The sequence below is a fragment of the Aquabacterium sp. UBA2148 genome (genome assembly GCF_002328915.1).
In the GTDB taxonomy this organism is placed as follows: Bacteria; Pseudomonadota; Gammaproteobacteria; order Burkholderiales; family Burkholderiaceae_C; genus Aquabacterium; species Aquabacterium parvum.
Map to the genome: position 1 here is coordinate 38,033 of NZ_DCXA01000311.1, position 15,236 is coordinate 53,268.

Here is a 15,236-nt window from a genome sequence, read left to right on the forward strand (position 1 = left end):
GGTGCCGCGGGCGTGCCCGCAGCCTTCAACACGCCACTGGGCGGGGTGGTTTTTGCCATCGAAGAACTCTCGCGCCGACCTGAAGACCGCGCCAGTGGCTTGCTGATCGCCGCCATCGTGATCGCCGGCCTGGTGGCGGTTTCGGCGTTCGGCAGCGGCACCTACTTCGGCCGCATCCAGGTCGAGGCCATTGGCTGGGGCCTGTTGCTGCCGGGCCTGGCCGTCACGCTGGCTTGCGGACTGGCGGGTGGCCTGTTCTCTCGCCTGCTCAGTTGGGCGCTGAGCCCTGGGCAAGACCGGTTTCGCCGCTTCCGCCAGAGCCGCCCCTGCCTGTTTGCCGCAGCTTGCGGCCTCGCGGTGGCCGCCATCGGCCTGGCCAGCTCAGGCCACAGTTTCGGCAGCGGCTACATGGCCACCCGCCAGATGCTCGAAGGCCAGGACGCCACCCAGGGCCTGGACACGGTGTTGCGCTTCCTGGCGACCTGGTTGTCGGCGATCTGCGGTGTGCCAGGGGGCATCTTCGCGCCTTCGCTGACCATGGGCGCGAGCATCGGTCACGAGGTCGCTTCGCTGACGGCCGCCCCCAAACCGGTGCTCATCGCCATCGGCATGGCCGCGTTCCTGGCTGCGGTCACGCAGGCGCCGCTGACGGCTTTCATCATCGTCATGGAGATGGTCGATGGGCACGCCATGGTGCTCAGCCTGATGGGCTCGGCGATGCTGGCGGCAGCCCTGTCTCGCTTGATCGCCCGCCCGCTCTACGACACGCTGGCCAGGCAGATGGTGGCCACCGCGGTGGCCGCCAGCAAAAAGGCGCCCGCTCTCGCGGACGCCTCAGGGGGTGGCCCGGACAGCGCCGGACCCACGCGTTGAAGGCTGCGCCTCAGCGCTGCAGTTGCGACAGGTCGCGCACCGCGCCGGTGTCGGCAGAGGTGGTCAGCAGGGCGTAAGCCTGCAGCGCGGCCGAAACGTGGCGCTGGCGGTTGGCCGGCTTCCAGGCGTTCGGGCCCTTGGCTTGCATGGCTTGGCGGCGGCGGGTCATTTCTTCGTCGCTGATGGCCAGGTGGATGCGGCGGTTCGGGATGTCGATCTCGATGGTGTCGCCGTTCTCGACCAGGGCGATGGCACCACCCTGAGCCGCTTCGGGCGAGGCGTGGCCGATGGACAGGCCCGAGGTGCCACCCGAGAAGCGACCGTCGGTCAGCAGCGCGCAGGCCTTGCCCAGGCCGCGGCTCTTGAGGTAGGACGTGGGGTAGAGCATTTCCTGCATGCCGGGGCCGCCCTTGGGGCCTTCGTAGCGGATGACGACCACGTCGCCGGCCTGCACTTCTTCACCCAGGATGCCTTCGACCGCATCGTCCTGGCTCTCGTAGACGCGAGCCTTGCCGCTGAAGGCCCAGATGGATTCGTCAACACCGGCGGTTTTGACGATGCAGCCCTTCTCGGCGATGTTGCCGTAGAGCACGGCCAGGCCGCCGTCTTGCGTGAAGGCGTTTTCCTTCGAGCGGATGACGCCCTTGGCGCGGTCAAGGTCGAGCGCCTTCCAGCGGCTGTCCTGCGAGAAGGCCACCTGCGTGGGGATGCCACCGGGCGCGGCCTTGTAGAAGGTGTGCACGGCCTCGTCCTGCGTGACGGTGACGTCCCAGTTGGCGATGGCCTCGGCCATGGTCTTGCTGTGCACGGTGGGCACGTCGGTGTGCAGCAGGCCACCACGGGCCAGCTCGCCCAGGATGGACATGATGCCGCCGGCGCGGTGCACGTCTTCGATGTGCACGTCGGGCACGGCAGGCGCCACCTTGCTCAGGCACGGCACTTTGCGCGACATGCGGTCGATGTCGGCCATGGTGAAAGGCACTTCGGCTTCGCGGGCAGCGGCCAGCAGGTGCAGCACGGTGTTGGTCGAGCCGCCCATGGCCACGTCGAGCGCCACGGCGTTCTCGAAGGCCTTGAAGTTGGCGATGTTGCGCGGCAGCACGCTGAAGTCGTCCTGCTCGTAGTGGCGCTTGGCCAGGTCGACGATGGTGCGGCCGGCGCGGCGGAAGAGCTTCTCGCGGTCGGCGTGCGTGGCGACGATGGTGCCGTTGCCGGGCAGGGACAGGCCCAGGGCCTCGGTCAGGCAGTTCATCGAGTTGGCGGTGAACATGCCCGAGCACGAACCGCAGGTCGGGCAGGCCGAGCGCTCGACCATGGCCACTTCTTCGTCGGAGCAGTTCTTGTCGGCGGCCTTGACCATGGCGTCCACCAGGTCGAGCGCGATGACCTTGCCTTCGATCTTGGCCTTGCCGGCTTCCATCGGGCCGCCGGAGACGAACACCACGGGGATGTTCAGGCGCAGGGCCGCCATCAGCATGCCCGGGGTGATCTTGTCGCAGTTTGAGATGCACACCAGCGCGTCGGCCGTGTGGGCATTGACCATGTACTCGACGCTGTCGGCGATCAGGTCGCGCGAAGGCAGCGAGTACAGCATGCCGCCGTGGCCCATGGCGATGCCGTCGTCGACCGCGATGGTGTTGAATTCCTTGGCCACACCGCCAGCGGCTTCGATTTCACGTGCGACCAACTGCCCCAGGTCCTTCAGGTGCACGTGGCCAGGCACGAACTGCGTGAAGCTGTTGGCGATGGCAATGATCGGTTTTTCGAAGTCGCCGTCCTTCATGCCGGTGGCGCGCCACAGGGCGCGTGCACCCGCCATGTTGCGGCCGGCGGTCGAGGTGCGGGAACGGTATTGGGGCATGAGGGGGCTCCGGAAAGCACGGTATGGGGAACCCGAGATTCTAAGCCCCTGCCCTGCTCAACGACGGCGCCCCGGCTTCTGCAAGCCCAGTGCGTCCAGGGCTTTCTGCCGGCGGGCTTCGCGTTTGGCGTCCACCTTTTCCATGGCCTTGCGCTGGGTGTGGCCGGACGCGTCGGACCAGCCCCACCAGACCACAGCCAGCCCGAAAGGCACCAGGATGAACCAGGCTTTGCCGAATCCCGCCCAGGCCCACTCGCCCACCGGACCGATGCCGGCCAGGTTCATCACCAGCATGGCGACGCCGATTGCCACGAACCACATGAGTCATTCACCTTTGTTGGCCTGCGGCACACCGCCCCCAGGCGGTCGTCCGAAATCGGCCCTGCTGCGTTTATAAATCACCTTCTTGCACAGGAGACCCCGGATGTTTGCTGCGATGACGATTTCCCGCACCTTGACGCGCCCCCTCGCCCCCGCCCTGCTGGGCGCCGCGCTGATGACCCTGAGCGCCCTCGCTCCGGCCCACGCCAGCGAAGACCTCGCCCGCCAGAAGGCCTGCCTGGCCTGTCACCAGGTCAACAAGGCGGTGGTGGGACCTTCTTTTGCCGACATCGCCAAAAAATACAAGGGCAACAAAAAGGCCGTTGAGCAACTCGCGGCCAAGGTTCGCAAGGGTGGTGGCGGTGTTTGGAACATGCCCATGGGGCCCATGCCCGCACAAGGCCAGGTCAACGAAGCCGAAGCCAAGCAACTCGTGACCTGGATCCTTGCGACCAAGTGATTTCGTCACGCCACGGCTGAGGCGCTCGCCCATGAAAAAGGCCCCGCGATGCGGGGCCTTTGTGTTTGCACGGAGTCATCTGTCCGAAATGCCCTGGCGGATCAGCCTGGGCAGGCCTGCCGGACTTGTGATCCGGCAGGGCATCGGCGCAGAAATCAGTCGCCGGCGTAGATGTCCACGTCCTTGGTTTCACGCACGAACAGCAGGCCGATCACGAAGGTGACCATGGCGATGATGATCGGGTACCACAGGCCGTTGTAGATGTTGCCCGTCTGCGCCACGATGGCGAAGGCCGTGGTCGGCAGCAAGCCACCGAACCAGCCGTTGCCGATGTGGTACGGCAGGGACATCGAGGTGTAGCGAATGCGGGTCGGGAACATCTCCACCAGCATGGCGGCGATCGGGCCGTAGACCATGGTCACGTAGATCACCAGGATGGTCAGGATGGCCACGATCATCGGCTTGTTCACCTTGGCAGGGTCTGCCTTGGCTGGGTAGCCGGCCTTCTTGAGCTCGCCGGTGACGGCCTTCTTGAACTGACCGTCGATGACCTTGGCAGCCGCAGCCTTCGGGTCCTTGTCGAACGCAGCCAGGGCGGCAGCGGCCTCCTTGGCAGCCTTCTCGGCGTCCTTGAGCTTGGTGGCTGCGTCGGGGCCCGTGGCGGCCTTGGCCTCGGCAACCTTGGCGATGGCGGCGTCATTGGCCTTGGCAGCGGCTTCCTTGGCGGCCGGCACATCGGCTTCGGTGACCTTGGTCGGCGAGTAGCTGTTGATGGCCACTTCACCCACCTTGATCACGGCGGTCGAACCAGCAGGGCCTGCCACGTTCTCGTAGTTGACCGAGCCGGTGGCCAGCAGTTGCTTGGCGATGTCGCAGGAGCTGGTGAACTTCGCCGTGCCCGTCGGGTTGAACTGGAACGAGCACTCGGCCGGGTCGGCAACCAGGGTCACCGGGGCGGTGGTCTGGGCCTTTTCCAGGTCGGGGTTGGCGTAGTGGGTCAGTGCCTTGAACAGCGGGAAGTAGGTCAAGGCGGCGATCAGGCAACCGGCCAGGATGATGGGCTTGCGACCGATCTTGTCCGACAGCGAGCCGAACACCACGAAGAACGGGGTGGCGATCAGCAGCGACATGGCGACCAGGATGTTGGCCGTGGCGCCATCGACCTTCAGCGTCTGCGTCAGGAAGAACAAGGCGTAGAACTGACCGGTGTACCAGACCACGGCCTGACCCGCGACCAGGCCGACCAGGGCCAGGATCACGATCTTCAGGTTCTTCCACTGGCCGAAGGATTCGGTCAGCGGGGCCTTGGAGGTCTTGCCCTCGGACTTCATCTTCTTGAAGGCCGGCGACTCGTTCATGCTCATGCGGATCCACACGCTGATGCCCAGCAGGGCCAGCGAGACGATGAACGGCACACGCCAGCCCCAGTCAGCGAAGGCTTCTTCGCCGATCATGGTGCGGGTGGTCAGGATCACGATCAGCGACAGGAACAGACCCAGCGTGGCCGTGGTCTGGATCCAGGCGGTGTAGGCACCACGGCGACCGTGAGGCGCGTGCTCGGCCACGTAAGTGGCGGCACCACCGTACTCACCGCCCAGCGCCAGGCCTTGCAGCAGGCGCAGGATGATGAGGATCACCGGCGCAGCCACGCCGATGGAGGCGTAGTTGGGCAGGATGCCGACGATGAAGGTCGAGGCGCCCATCAGCAAGATGGTGACCAGGAAGGTGTACTTGCGACCGATCATGTCGCCCAGGCGACCGAAAACCAGCGCACCAAAGGGGCGAACGATGAAACCTGCGGCAAAAGCCAGCAAGGCAAAAATGAATGCCGACGTGGGGTCCAGCCCGGCAAAAAACTGTTTGGCGATGATGGCCGCCAAAGAACCGTACAAGTAAAAGTCATACCACTCGAAAACCGTGCCAAGGCTGGAGGCGAAAATCACCTTCTTTTCCTCGGCGGTCATCGGTGCGTCCGAAACGCTGGTTGTAGCCATGTCAAAAGCTCCTCGTCATTGCGGTGTTGGACCGCGCTTGTGGCGCTGTCACCCCCTCAATCTAGTGGGCTGTGTGAAGTTTTGTATGAGGGGGAATGCTAGTGGGTGTGGGGTTTTGCGTGATTTCTGCTGGTTAACCCCGCAAACCAATCAGATAACAAGATTTCTCAAATTGAACGACCGTGCGAAAACCTGTCACCCGGGAATGGGCAGACACAGTTCAAACGTTTGAATCACGGGCATGACAAAACCCGCCCCACCTTTTCAGGCGGGCCGGATTTCATGCACGACGCGGCAGCGTCAGTTGCTCTTGGCGAGTTGCTCCAGGATCGCCGGGTTTTCCAGCGTGGAAGTGTCCTGCGTCACGTCCTCGCCCTTGGCCACGACACGCAGCAGGCGCCGCATGATCTTGCCGGAGCGGGTCTTGGGCAGGTTGTCGCCGAAGCGGATGTCCTTGGGCTTGGCGATCGGGCCGATCTCCTGGCCAACGTGGTTGCGCAGCTCGTTGGCAATCTGCTTGGCCTCGTCGCCTTCGGGGCGCGGGCGCTTGAGCACCACGAAGGCGCAGATCGCTTCGCCCGTCAGGTCATCAGGGCGACCCACCACGGCGGCCTCGGCCACCAGCGGGTGCGACACCAGCGCGGACTCGATTTCCATCGTGCCCATGCGGTGCCCCGAGACGTTGAGCACGTCGTCAATGCGGCCGGTGATGGTGAAGTAGCCGGTTTTCGCATCGCGGATGGCGCCGTCGCCCGCGAGATAGTACTTGCCACCGAAGTCGGCGGGGTAGTAGCTCTTCTTGAAGCGCTCGGCGTCGCCCCAGATGTTGCGGATCATCGAGGGCCAGGGCTTGCGCACGACCAGCACGCCGCCCTGCCCCCACGGCACCTCCTTGCCGGTCTCGTCGACCACGGCCGCGTCGATGCCGGGGAATGGCAGCGAACAGGAACCAGGCGTGAGCGCGTGCGCGCCAGGCAGCGGGGTGATCATGTGACCACCGGTCTCGGTCTGCCAGAAGGTGTCGACGATGGGGCAGCGGCCGCCACCGATCTCGCGGTGATACCACTCCCAGGCAGCCGGGTTGATGGGCTCGCCCACGGTGCCCAGCAGGCGCAGGCTGCTCAGGTCGAAATTGCGCGGGTGCACCTCGGCCGTCGACTCAGCGGCCTTGATGAGCGCGCGAATGGCGGTCGGGGCCGTGTAGAAGATCGTGACCTTGTGCTTTTGGATCATGCGCCAAAAGCGCGCGGCGTCCGGGTAGGTGGGCACGCCTTCGAAGACGAGTTGCGTGCCGCCGTTGGCCAGCGGGCCATAGGCCACGTAGGTGTGACCCGTGACCCAGCCGATGTCGGCCGTGCACCAGAAGACGTCCGACGGCTTGTAGTCGAAGGTCCACTTCATGGTGAGCGCCGCGTGCAGCAGGTAGCCGCCGGTGCTGTGCTGAACACCCTTGGGCTTGCCGGTGGAGCCAGAGGTGTAGAGCAGGAACAGCGGGTGCTCGGCCTCGACCCACTCGGGTGCGCAGTAAGCTGGCTGCGCGGCCATGACCTCGTGCATCCACACGTCACGGCCAGCGTTGAACGCCACGTTGCCGCCGGTGCGGCGGAACACGATCACCTGCTTGATGGTGTCGCAGCCGCCCATGCCCAGGGCTTCGTCAACGATGGCCTTGAGCGGCAGGGTCTTGCCACCACGCACCTGCTCGTCGGCGGTGATGACCATGACGGCGCCAGCGTCCTCGATGCGGTCGCGCAGGCTCTGGGCCGAGAAGCCGCCGAAGACGACGGAGTGGGTGGCGCCAATGCGAGCGCAGGCCTGCATGGCCACGACGCCCTCGACCGACATGGGCAGGTACAGCACCACGCGATCGCCCTTTTTGACACCTTGTGCTTTCAGGGCATTGGCCAGTTGGCAGACGCGGGCGAGCAGATCACGGTAAGAAACCTGGCTGACCTGGCCGTCGTCGGCTTCGAAGATGATGGCTGTGCGGTCTCCAAGACCGGCCTCGACGTGTCGGTCAAGGCAGTTGTACGAGGCGTTGATGAGGCCGTCGTCGAACCATTTGTAGAACGGGGCGTTGCTCTCGTCGAGCGCCCGGGTGAAGGGCTTGTGCCAGCTGAGGAATTCCTTGGCGAGGCGGCCCCAGTAGGCCGTGTGGTCTTGCTGGGCTTCGTCGACCAGCTTGTCGTAGGCTTGCCGGCTGCCGATGTGTGCGGCTTGGGCGAAAGCGGAGGGCGGGGGGTAGAGGTCGTGGGTCTGGTTGTTGGTTTGATTGCCAGTCATGGCAGGGCTCCTGATGGACGGTGCTTGTGGCACACGCTTGTCGAATTGGCCGGGCGGTTACGCTTTGGGCGTTCACCTTGCCAATCCAAGACCATGCTACTAACTCTAGAATTTGTTACTTCGGAATTACCCCCAAGGTCAGCATGAAACCGACCCAGCCCCCCAAAAAGGTCAATGCCTTGTCTTCTTTTATTTTTGCCAGCCGTTGGCTGCAATTGCCGCTTTATATCGGTCTGATCCTGGCCCAGTGCGTGTACGTGTTCCATTTCTGGGTGGAACTTGTTCACTTGATCGAGGCAGCCTTTGGCAGCCAGGAAGCACTGCTGGCCATTTTCCATGCCACCGGCCAGCCCGCCGACCACGGTCCCAAGCACCTCACCGAGACCACCATCATGCTGGTGGTGCTGGGCCTGATCGACGTGGTGATGATCTCCAACCTGCTGATCATGGTGATCGTGGGTGGATACGAGACCTTTGTCTCGCGCATGAACCTCGATGATCACCCGGACCAGCCTGAATGGCTGGACCATGTGAACGCCTCGGTGCTCAAGGTCAAACTGGCCACTGCCATCATCGGCATCTCTTCGATCCACCTGCTGAAAACCTTCATCAACGCGCAGAACTACACGGACAAGGTGCTGATCGCCCAGACCGTGATCCACATCGCGTTCCTGTTCTCGGCCATGGCCATTGCCTACACCGACAAGCTGCTGCACCATGCCGCACCGGGGCACGAAAATCACTGACGCCACCACACGATGAGGACATCGCTTCGCAGGGCCGGCACGCTGACGCGCCGCAAGACCCGCACCAGTTGGGCCAAGGTGCGACGCCAGGCGCCCGGTAAGGACGAGATCCTGGCGTCGCCCTGGATGGCGCCGGTGCGGCCGCACCTGCAAGACGACCGCCTGTGGTGCCTGGATCGCCATGGCGTGGCGCGCGGGGTCGCCGCAGGGCTGTTCATGGGCTTGCTCATGCCGGTGGCACAGATCCTGTTCGCCGTGGCCGCCTCGGTGGTGGTGCGTGGCAACGTGCCGGTGAGCGCCGCCTGCACCCTGGTGACCAATCCACTGACGGTGCCGCCGATCTACTACGCCGCCTACCAGATCGGCGAGCGCGTGTTGCCAGACGCGCTGGACCTGAGCTGGCTGATGAGCGACGCCACCCACTGGCTGGGCCAGGGCCTGAACTGGGCCATTGCGCACGGCACGCCCCTGATGACCGGCCTGTTGATGCTGGCCACAGCGAGCGCGGCACTGGGCTTCGCGACGGTTCACTTGCTCTGGCGACGAAACTGAGCCGCAAAGCACTCGCTCCCCCTCGGCCAGACCTTGGCACAATGTCGGCTGTTTTTTGCCCCCACCACCCAGCCTCACTTTTGCCCCACAAAGGCCCCTGCCATGACGACCATTCGCCACGACGACCTCGTTGAAAGCGTCGCAGCCGCGCTGCAATACATCTCCTACTACCACCCGGCCGACTACATCGCCCACCTGGCGCGTGCTTACGAGCGCGAAGAGTCGCCCGCGGCGAAGGACGCCATTGCGCAGATCCTGACCAACTCGCGCATGTGCGCCGAGGGCCATCGCCCCATCTGCCAGGACACCGGCATCGTCAACGTGTTCCTGAAGATCGGGATGGGCGTGAAGTGGGAAGGCTTCGGCGCCCGCAGCATTCAAGATGCGGTGGACGAAGGCGTGCGCCGTGGCTACAACAACCCGGACAACAAGCTGCGCGCCTCGGTGCTGAGCGACCCGATCTTCGAGCGCAAGAACACCAAGGACAACACGCCGGCGGTGGTCTTCATGGAGCTGGTGCCTGGCGACAAGGTCGACGTGACGGTCGCGGCCAAGGGCGGCGGCTCGGAGAACAAGTCCAAGGTCTACATGCTCAACCCGTCCGACAACATCGTCGACTGGGTGCTGAAAACCGTGCCGACCATGGGCGCCGGCTGGTGCCCGCCTGGCATGCTGGGCATCGGCGTCGGTGGCACGGCCGAAAAGGCCGCGCTGCTGGCCAAAGAGTCGCTGATGGACGACATCGACATGTACGAGCTGCTCGAGCGCGGCCCGCAGAACAAGCTCGAAGAGCTGCGCATCGAGCTGTACGAGAAGGTCAACGCCCTGGGCATCGGGGCCCAAGGCCTGGGTGGCCTGACCACGGTGCTGGACGTCAAGATCAAAACCTACCCCACGCACGCGGCCTCCAAGCCCATCGCCATGATCCCGAACTGCGCGGCCACCCGCCACGCCCACTTCGTGATGGACGGCTCCGGCCCGGTGTACCTCGACCCGCCCAGCCTGGACCTGTGGCCCAACGTGCACTGGGCACCCGACTACAACAAGTCCAAGCGCGTTGACCTGAACACGCTGACCAAGGACGAAGTCGCCAGCTGGAAGCCGGGCCAGACCCTGCTGCTCAACGGCAAGATGCTGACCGGCCGCGACGCCGCTCACAAGCGCATCCAGGACATGCTGGCCAAGGGTGAGAAACTGCCCGTGGACTTCACCAACCGCGTCATCTACTACGTCGGCCCGGTCGACCCGGTGCGCGACGAGGTCGTCGGCCCCGCCGGCCCCACCACCGCCACCCGCATGGACAAGTTCACCGACATGATGCTGGAGAAGACCGGCCTCATCTCCATGGTGGGCAAGGCCGAGCGCGGCCCCGTCGCCATCGAGTCCATCAAGAAGCACAAGTCGGCTTACCTGATGGCCGTGGGCGGTTCGGCCTACCTGGTCTCCAAGGCCATCAAGGGCGCCAAAGTCGTGGGCTTCGAAGACCTGGGCATGGAAGCCATTTACGAGTTCGACGTGGTGGACATGCCCGTGACCGTGGCCGTGGACGCCGGCGGCACCAGCGCCCACATCGAAGGGCCCAAGACCTGGCAAGCCAAAATCGGCAAGATCCCGGTGACCGTGGCCTGAGGCCCTCCCCTGCCCGAGCAGGGGAAGCCACCACGACGAAGGGCCCCACCTGGGGCCCTTTTCCATTTGACGGGACGATGAAAACTCGGCCTTGCACCCTAGGGATGGAAGAGTGCGCCTCGCAGGCCTAGCGTTGCAGCCTCCAAGCCAACAACGGGAGAGCGCCATGTCGAACCTTGCCGCAGCGGACTTCCTGGCTCAGATCCAGGACCTGACGCCCGCCATCGAAGGCTTGCGCCTGGGCGAGTACAGCGATGTGCTCGACAGCCAGGGGAACCAGTACATCGACATCGTGATGGAAGGTGGCGGCACGCTGGGCTTGGCCCTGCTGGGCTACCTGCATGTGCTGGAACAGGTCGGCTTGCGCTTCATCGGCATTGGGGGCACGTCCGCAGGCGCCATCTCGGCGATCGCGCTCGCTGCTGCCAACCGCCCGGGCGAGCTCCGCGTCGAAAAGCTCATTGGCGCGCTGGCAAACATGCCCATGGCCGACTTCGTCGATGGTCACAAGGATGGCGACAAGGACGCCTTGACCGGGCTGCGCACCTGGCTCGATGACGACTCCAGCTCGATCAACAAGTTGTGGAAGGCCAGTCAGGTGCTGGATAACCTGCACGCCATCCATGCGCTCAACCGCGGCGAGGTCTTTCACCGCTGGATGGACAACTTGCTGCGCGACATGAACGGTGGCCAGCCGCTGACGGTGCAGCAGTTGCGCGTGCGCATGAACGACCTGCCAGCCCTGCTGGTGAGCCCTCAAGCCGACCCCAGCGACTTTCACCACGTACCGGACGCTCCGATCTGGGAGGTGGTCAATGGCACGCGGGTCCTGCTTCGCCGGCACAACCCCGATCAACTGTGCGTGGTGGCCGCGGACATTTCCACCGAGACCAAGGTGCACTTGCCCCAGATGGCAGCGATGTACTGGCATCAGCCCGACCAGGTGAACGTGGCCGACTTCGCGCGGGCGTCGATGTCGATCCCGGGCTTCTTCAGCACCTTCAAGGTGAAGTCCCTGCCTGCCGACGAAGCCCGCTCCCTTTGGCGTGGCCAGGAGTGGCCTGAGCGCTGCTATGAGGGCGACTTCCTGCCCGCCGTGCACCATTTCGTTGATGGGGGTGTGTTGTCCAACTTTCCCATCGACGCCTTTCACATCAGAAACCGCGTGCCGTTGCGGCCAACCTTCGGCGTGAAACTGCAATGGGATGAACACAAGCACGACATCCCTGGCGTGATGAAGGTGTTCAGCCAGTCCTTCAACACCGCTCGCCACGCGATGGACGCCGAGTTCATCAAACAGAACCCCGACCACAGCAGGCTGGTCGCCTACATCGACACCGAGGACATCAGCTGGCTGGACTTCGCGATGAACGACGAAACCAAGCTGCGCCTGTTTCGCATGGGTGCGCTGACCGCCGTCTCGTTCTTGCGCGGCTTCAACTGGCGCGACTACAAACGCGTTCGCCGCTCTCTGGCCGAGGCCTACACCTTGCGGGCGTGATGTCCGGCGCGCAGCGCGGTTGACCTGGCGCGAATAAGATGCGCCGCATGAAGAACCCGCACTTCAACCCTGCAAAGAAGCATCACCGACCTGACGGTTTTCAGAACAATTACCAGTCGTTTCGGGGCAAGCGCTGGCACGAGCTCCTGCGCTGGCGTTGGGAGGCCTGGCGCGCGGGGCACCCCAAGCCCCTGCAACAGCCAATTCCAGTGATAAAGGCCGACCTGACCTTCATCCACGCCAACGCCAAGGCCGGACTGGCCATGCAACCGGCGGCGACCTGGATCGGGCACATCACCGTGCTGCTGCAGGTGGGCGGGCTCAACATCCTGACGGACCCGGTGTTCTCGGAGCGATGTTTTCCGGTGCAATGGGCTGGCCCGAAGCGGCACACGCCTCCGGGGCTGCAGCTCGGTGAACTGCCGCACATCGACGTGGTGCTGCTGTCGCACAACCACTATGACCACCTCGATGAAGGCTCGATGCTGGCCCTCAAGCAACAGGCTGGGGGCGCACCGCTGGTGATCTGCCCTCTGGGTCACAAACACTGGTTCGCGCGGCGCGGCATGCACCGCGTGGTCGAGCTCGACTGGTGGGACACCCACGTGCTCGAAAGCACCGAGCGCAACGCCCGCATCCCGGTGACGCTGGTGCCGGCCCAGCATTGGTCCGCCCGCACCGCCACCGACGCGCTGCGCAGCCTGTGGGGAGGCTTCGTGGTGCGTTCACCCGACTGCCACGTCTACTTTGCCGGCGACACGGGTTACTCGAAGGACTTTGTCGACATCCGCCAGCACTTCGCGCGCGACCACACGCCGGAAAACGGTGGCGGGTTCGACCTCGCCTTGCTGCCCATCGGCGCTTACGAGCCACGCTGGTTCATGAAGGACCAGCACGTGAACCCCGATGAGTCGGTTCAGATCTTTCACGACATCGGCTGCAAGCGGGCGATGGCGGTGCACTGGGGCACGTTTCAACTCACGGATGAGGCGCTGGACGAGCCGCTCAGGGCCCTGGCTCGCGCTTTGCACGCCCACGCCTTGCCCAGCGAGCGTTTCAAGGCCGCAGCGATCGGCGAGACGTGGCGCATCCCGCAGCGACCTGGCGCCCAAACCCCGGCTTGACGTCGATGCGCTACGTACCTGCAGCTTCGCTGATGGCGCTGCTTGCTTGGGTGATCCTGCAAGCGAACACGGGCGAGCGCCACCCTTGGCTGGACGCGTTCCTGCGTTGGCCTGCGGCAGACAAACTGGGGCACTTCGTGCTGTATGGCCTGCTGGCAGCCTGCCTGGATGTGGCCATGCGATGGCGCTCGATCAAACTGCTACAAGGGTGGCAGCTGCCTTGGGCTGGCCTGCTGGTGCTGGCCTTCAGCTTCGCGGAGGAAGCATCGCAGCTGTTCACCTCCACGCGCTCACCCGACGTGCTGGACCTGCTCGCCAACCTCCTGGGTGTGGGCGTTTTCTGTCTCTTGGGCAGATGGGTGGCGAATCGACGAGGGTGAAAGGTGGGCAAGAGACCGCCAAAGGCCACGACACCCGCGTGATGTGTGGCGCTCAACCGACCAGCGGCAGCGCCAGGCAAAGGCAGGTACCTCCTCCTGGGGCATCGGTGGGGCGCAGGCTGCCGCCGTGCAGTTGGGCCACGCGCTGTGCGATCGCCAGCCCCATCCCCCCAATGCCACCGCCTGCACGCTGCACAGGTGGGTCACGCAAGGATTGCCCCAAGTTCAAGCGCTGAGCGATCTCTGCGGGCAGGCCGGGCCCGGCGTCCTCGACCCAGACCTGCGCCAGTCCAGCCTGCCGCGACACGCTCACCCTCACGGCACGGCGACCACCGGCATGCTTGATCGCGTTGTCGATCAAATTGGTCAACGCCCTCTCGACGAGCTGCAAGTCGCCCTCCACCTCCAGGGCGCCCGGCGCAGGCCCACCCAGCGTGACGGGCGGCATGGCATGGGCGATTTCGAACTTCTGCACGGTGTCGGTCACCAGCTCATCGAGCAAAAACCGCTCGCGCTGCGCGATCTCACGGGTGGATTGCAGTGCGGTCAACTCGAACAACTGTTGCGACAGGCGCCGCACCTTGTCGCTTTGCGCCAAGGCGGCCAGAAGCAACCTGTCGGGCGACCATGCCACGCCACCCGTGAGCGACTCTGACGCGGCAGCAGGACGGCCTGGGCCCATCAATGCCTCGATGTGGCCGTGCAAGGCAGTCAGGGGCGTGCGCAGGTCATGAGCCAAGCCAGCCATCATCTCGCGGTGCGCATGGGCCTGGGCTTGCTCTCGTTTTGTTTGGTGTTCCAGGCGTTGCCTCATGTCGTCGAAGGCCACCGCCAGGGTCTGCACTTCGTCACCAAAGGGCAAGAGGCCACGCCCACCCGACTCAGCTGCCCCATCGGGCTGAGCGCGGTAGTTGCGCAAACCATCGGCCAGCTTGTGCAAAGGCGAAGTCAGCCGCCTGAAAGTGAACATGCCCACGAGCAAGGTCGCCAGCATGCCCAATGCCCCGGCCATCAGGGCCCCTTGCCAAATGCGACGCCAGCTCAGTTGGAGTGCCACCTCGTCACGTGCCGCTCCGTCCAGGACGATGTAGAGGTAGCCCGGCGGCCGAGTGTCGCCGGAACGCGGCGGGAACATGGCCGCACTGAAAATGCGCTGGTGCTCGCCACCCATGGGATCGGTGCCACGCAGTGGCAAAGGAGCACCAGCCAGGAATGCGCGCACCGCGTGCAGGTCGACCTGGTGCTCACGCACCATGCCCGGCTCGCCAATGTAGGCCTCGACCAAACCGTCGGCGTCAAGCACATAAACCTGTATGCCTGGGTTCACCACCATCAACATCGAGAGCAGTTTCTCGCGCTCTGCCTGCGCAGCCTCACGGCGGTCTTTGACTGAAATTTCAGGCCAATGCGAGACGATGTGTCTGGCCAGTCCATGCGACAGGCGTTGCAGCGCCTCTTGCTCGTGCTCGGAGGCCACCCGCCCCGCCAGCGCCGCGACCAGCCCGCCATAAG

The 15,236-nt window shown here is 64.7% G+C and carries 13 protein-coding genes; 8 read left to right on the top strand and 5 right to left on the bottom strand.

Features of this window, described 5'->3' with window-relative positions; all coding sequences use genetic code 11:
- Positions 1-873, top strand: an 873-nt coding sequence (locus B2W70_RS17375) for a chloride channel protein (protein WP_286747731.1), incomplete at its 5' end; no start/stop codon positions are given.
- Positions 874-883: 10 nt separating this feature from the next.
- Here the strand turns inward: B2W70_RS17375 and ilvD are convergent.
- Both ilvD and B2W70_RS17385 read right to left on the bottom strand, forming a co-directional pair.
- Positions 884-2,734, bottom strand: a complete 1,851-nt coding sequence (gene ilvD / locus B2W70_RS17380; RefSeq protein ID WP_286747732.1) for a dihydroxy-acid dehydratase — start codon at positions 2,732-2,734, stop codon at positions 884-886.
- A 57-nt stretch (positions 2,735-2,791) separates the two neighbouring features.
- On the bottom strand, positions 2,792-3,055 hold the full coding sequence (locus B2W70_RS17385) for a TIGR04438 family Trp-rich protein (protein WP_058089276.1): 264 nt from the start codon (positions 3,053-3,055) through the stop codon (positions 2,792-2,794).
- 115 nt (positions 3,056-3,170) lie between these two features.
- On the opposite strand from B2W70_RS17385, the gene B2W70_RS17390 reads away from it, so the two are divergent.
- The gene (locus B2W70_RS17390) at positions 3,171-3,515 is read left to right on the top strand and encodes a c-type cytochrome (protein ID WP_058089326.1); all 345 of its coding nucleotides are present in this window, start codon (positions 3,171-3,173) and stop codon (positions 3,513-3,515) included.
- 155 nt (positions 3,516-3,670) lie between these two features.
- Here the strand turns inward: B2W70_RS17390 and B2W70_RS17395 are convergent, their stop codons facing one another.
- Positions 3,671-5,509, bottom strand: coding sequence for an MFS transporter (locus B2W70_RS17395; protein WP_286747734.1), 1,839 nt, complete (start codon positions 5,507-5,509; stop codon positions 3,671-3,673).
- 300 nt (positions 5,510-5,809) lie between these two features.
- Positions 5,810-7,792 (bottom strand): acetate--CoA ligase, encoded by a 1,983-nt coding sequence (gene acs, locus B2W70_RS17400; RefSeq protein WP_286747735.1) that lies wholly within the window; start codon positions 7,790-7,792, stop codon positions 5,810-5,812.
- A gap of 143 nt (positions 7,793-7,935) precedes the next feature.
- Between acs and B2W70_RS17405 the strand changes: the two genes are divergently transcribed.
- The 6 genes from B2W70_RS17405 to B2W70_RS17430 all read left to right on the top strand — a co-directional run bounded on the left by B2W70_RS17405 (position 7,936) and on the right by B2W70_RS17430 (position 13,724).
- Positions 7,936-8,538: a TIGR00645 family protein gene (locus B2W70_RS17405; RefSeq protein ID WP_058089279.1), complete on the top strand. Its 603-nt coding sequence runs from the start codon at positions 7,936-7,938 to the stop codon at positions 8,536-8,538.
- Between the two features lie 12 nt (positions 8,539-8,550).
- Entirely contained in the window at positions 8,551-9,090 is a 540-nt protein-coding gene (locus B2W70_RS17410; RefSeq protein ID WP_058089280.1) for a DUF2062 domain-containing protein, read from the top strand.
- Positions 9,091-9,192: 102 nt separating this feature from the next.
- Entirely contained in the window at positions 9,193-10,719 is a 1,527-nt protein-coding gene (locus tag B2W70_RS17415) for a fumarate hydratase (protein WP_058089281.1), read from the top strand.
- Between the two features lie 166 nt (positions 10,720-10,885).
- Positions 10,886-12,220 carry a patatin-like phospholipase family protein gene (locus tag B2W70_RS17420; RefSeq protein ID WP_058089282.1) on the top strand — a complete coding sequence of 445 codons (1,335 nt, stop codon included), beginning with the start codon at positions 10,886-10,888 and terminating at the stop codon, positions 12,218-12,220.
- 47 nt (positions 12,221-12,267) lie between these two features.
- Positions 12,268-13,344 (top strand): MBL fold metallo-hydrolase, encoded by a 1,077-nt coding sequence (locus B2W70_RS17425; RefSeq protein ID WP_286747738.1) that lies wholly within the window; start codon positions 12,268-12,270, stop codon positions 13,342-13,344.
- A gap of 32 nt (positions 13,345-13,376) precedes the next feature.
- Positions 13,377-13,724 carry a VanZ family protein gene (locus tag B2W70_RS17430; RefSeq protein WP_286747739.1) on the top strand — a complete coding sequence of 116 codons (348 nt, stop codon included), beginning with the start codon at positions 13,377-13,379 and terminating at the stop codon, positions 13,722-13,724.
- A 52-nt stretch (positions 13,725-13,776) separates the two neighbouring features.
- On the opposite strand, the gene B2W70_RS17435 is transcribed toward B2W70_RS17430, so the two are convergent.
- The coding region (locus B2W70_RS17435; RefSeq protein WP_286747740.1) for a sensor histidine kinase at positions 13,777-15,236 on the bottom strand (1,460 nt) is incomplete at its 5' end.

What these genes read in the sequence shown, in the direction of transcription:
- B2W70_RS17420 (WP_058089282.1), top strand. Translation starts at nt 10,886, where the DNA reads ATGTCGAACCTTGCCGCAGCGGACTTCCTGGCTCAGATCCAGGACCTG.
- B2W70_RS17415 (WP_058089281.1), top strand. Translation starts at nt 9,193, where the DNA reads ATGACGACCATTCGCCACGACGACCTCGTTGAAAGCGTCGCAGCCGCG.
- B2W70_RS17390 (WP_058089326.1), top strand. Translation starts at nt 3,171, where the DNA reads ATGACGATTTCCCGCACCTTGACGCGCCCCCTCGCCCCCGCCCTGCTG.
- acs (WP_286747735.1), bottom strand. Translation starts at nt 7,792, where the DNA reads ATGACTGGCAATCAAACCAACAACCAGACCCACGACCTCTACCCCCCG.
- B2W70_RS17425 (WP_286747738.1), top strand. Translation starts at nt 12,268, where the DNA reads ATGAAGAACCCGCACTTCAACCCTGCAAAGAAGCATCACCGACCTGAC.
- B2W70_RS17395 (WP_286747734.1), bottom strand. Translation starts at nt 5,509, where the DNA reads ATGGCTACAACCAGCGTTTCGGACGCACCGATGACCGCCGAGGAAAAG.
- B2W70_RS17405 (WP_058089279.1), top strand. Translation starts at nt 7,936, where the DNA reads ATGAAACCGACCCAGCCCCCCAAAAAGGTCAATGCCTTGTCTTCTTTT.
- ilvD (WP_286747732.1), bottom strand. Translation starts at nt 2,734, where the DNA reads ATGCCCCAATACCGTTCCCGCACCTCGACCGCCGGCCGCAACATGGCG.
- B2W70_RS17385 (WP_058089276.1), bottom strand. Translation starts at nt 3,055, where the DNA reads ATGTGGTTCGTGGCAATCGGCGTCGCCATGCTGGTGATGAACCTGGCC.
- B2W70_RS17410 (WP_058089280.1), top strand. Translation starts at nt 8,551, where the DNA reads ATGAGGACATCGCTTCGCAGGGCCGGCACGCTGACGCGCCGCAAGACC.
- B2W70_RS17430 (WP_286747739.1), top strand. Translation starts at nt 13,377, where the DNA reads ATGGCGCTGCTTGCTTGGGTGATCCTGCAAGCGAACACGGGCGAGCGC.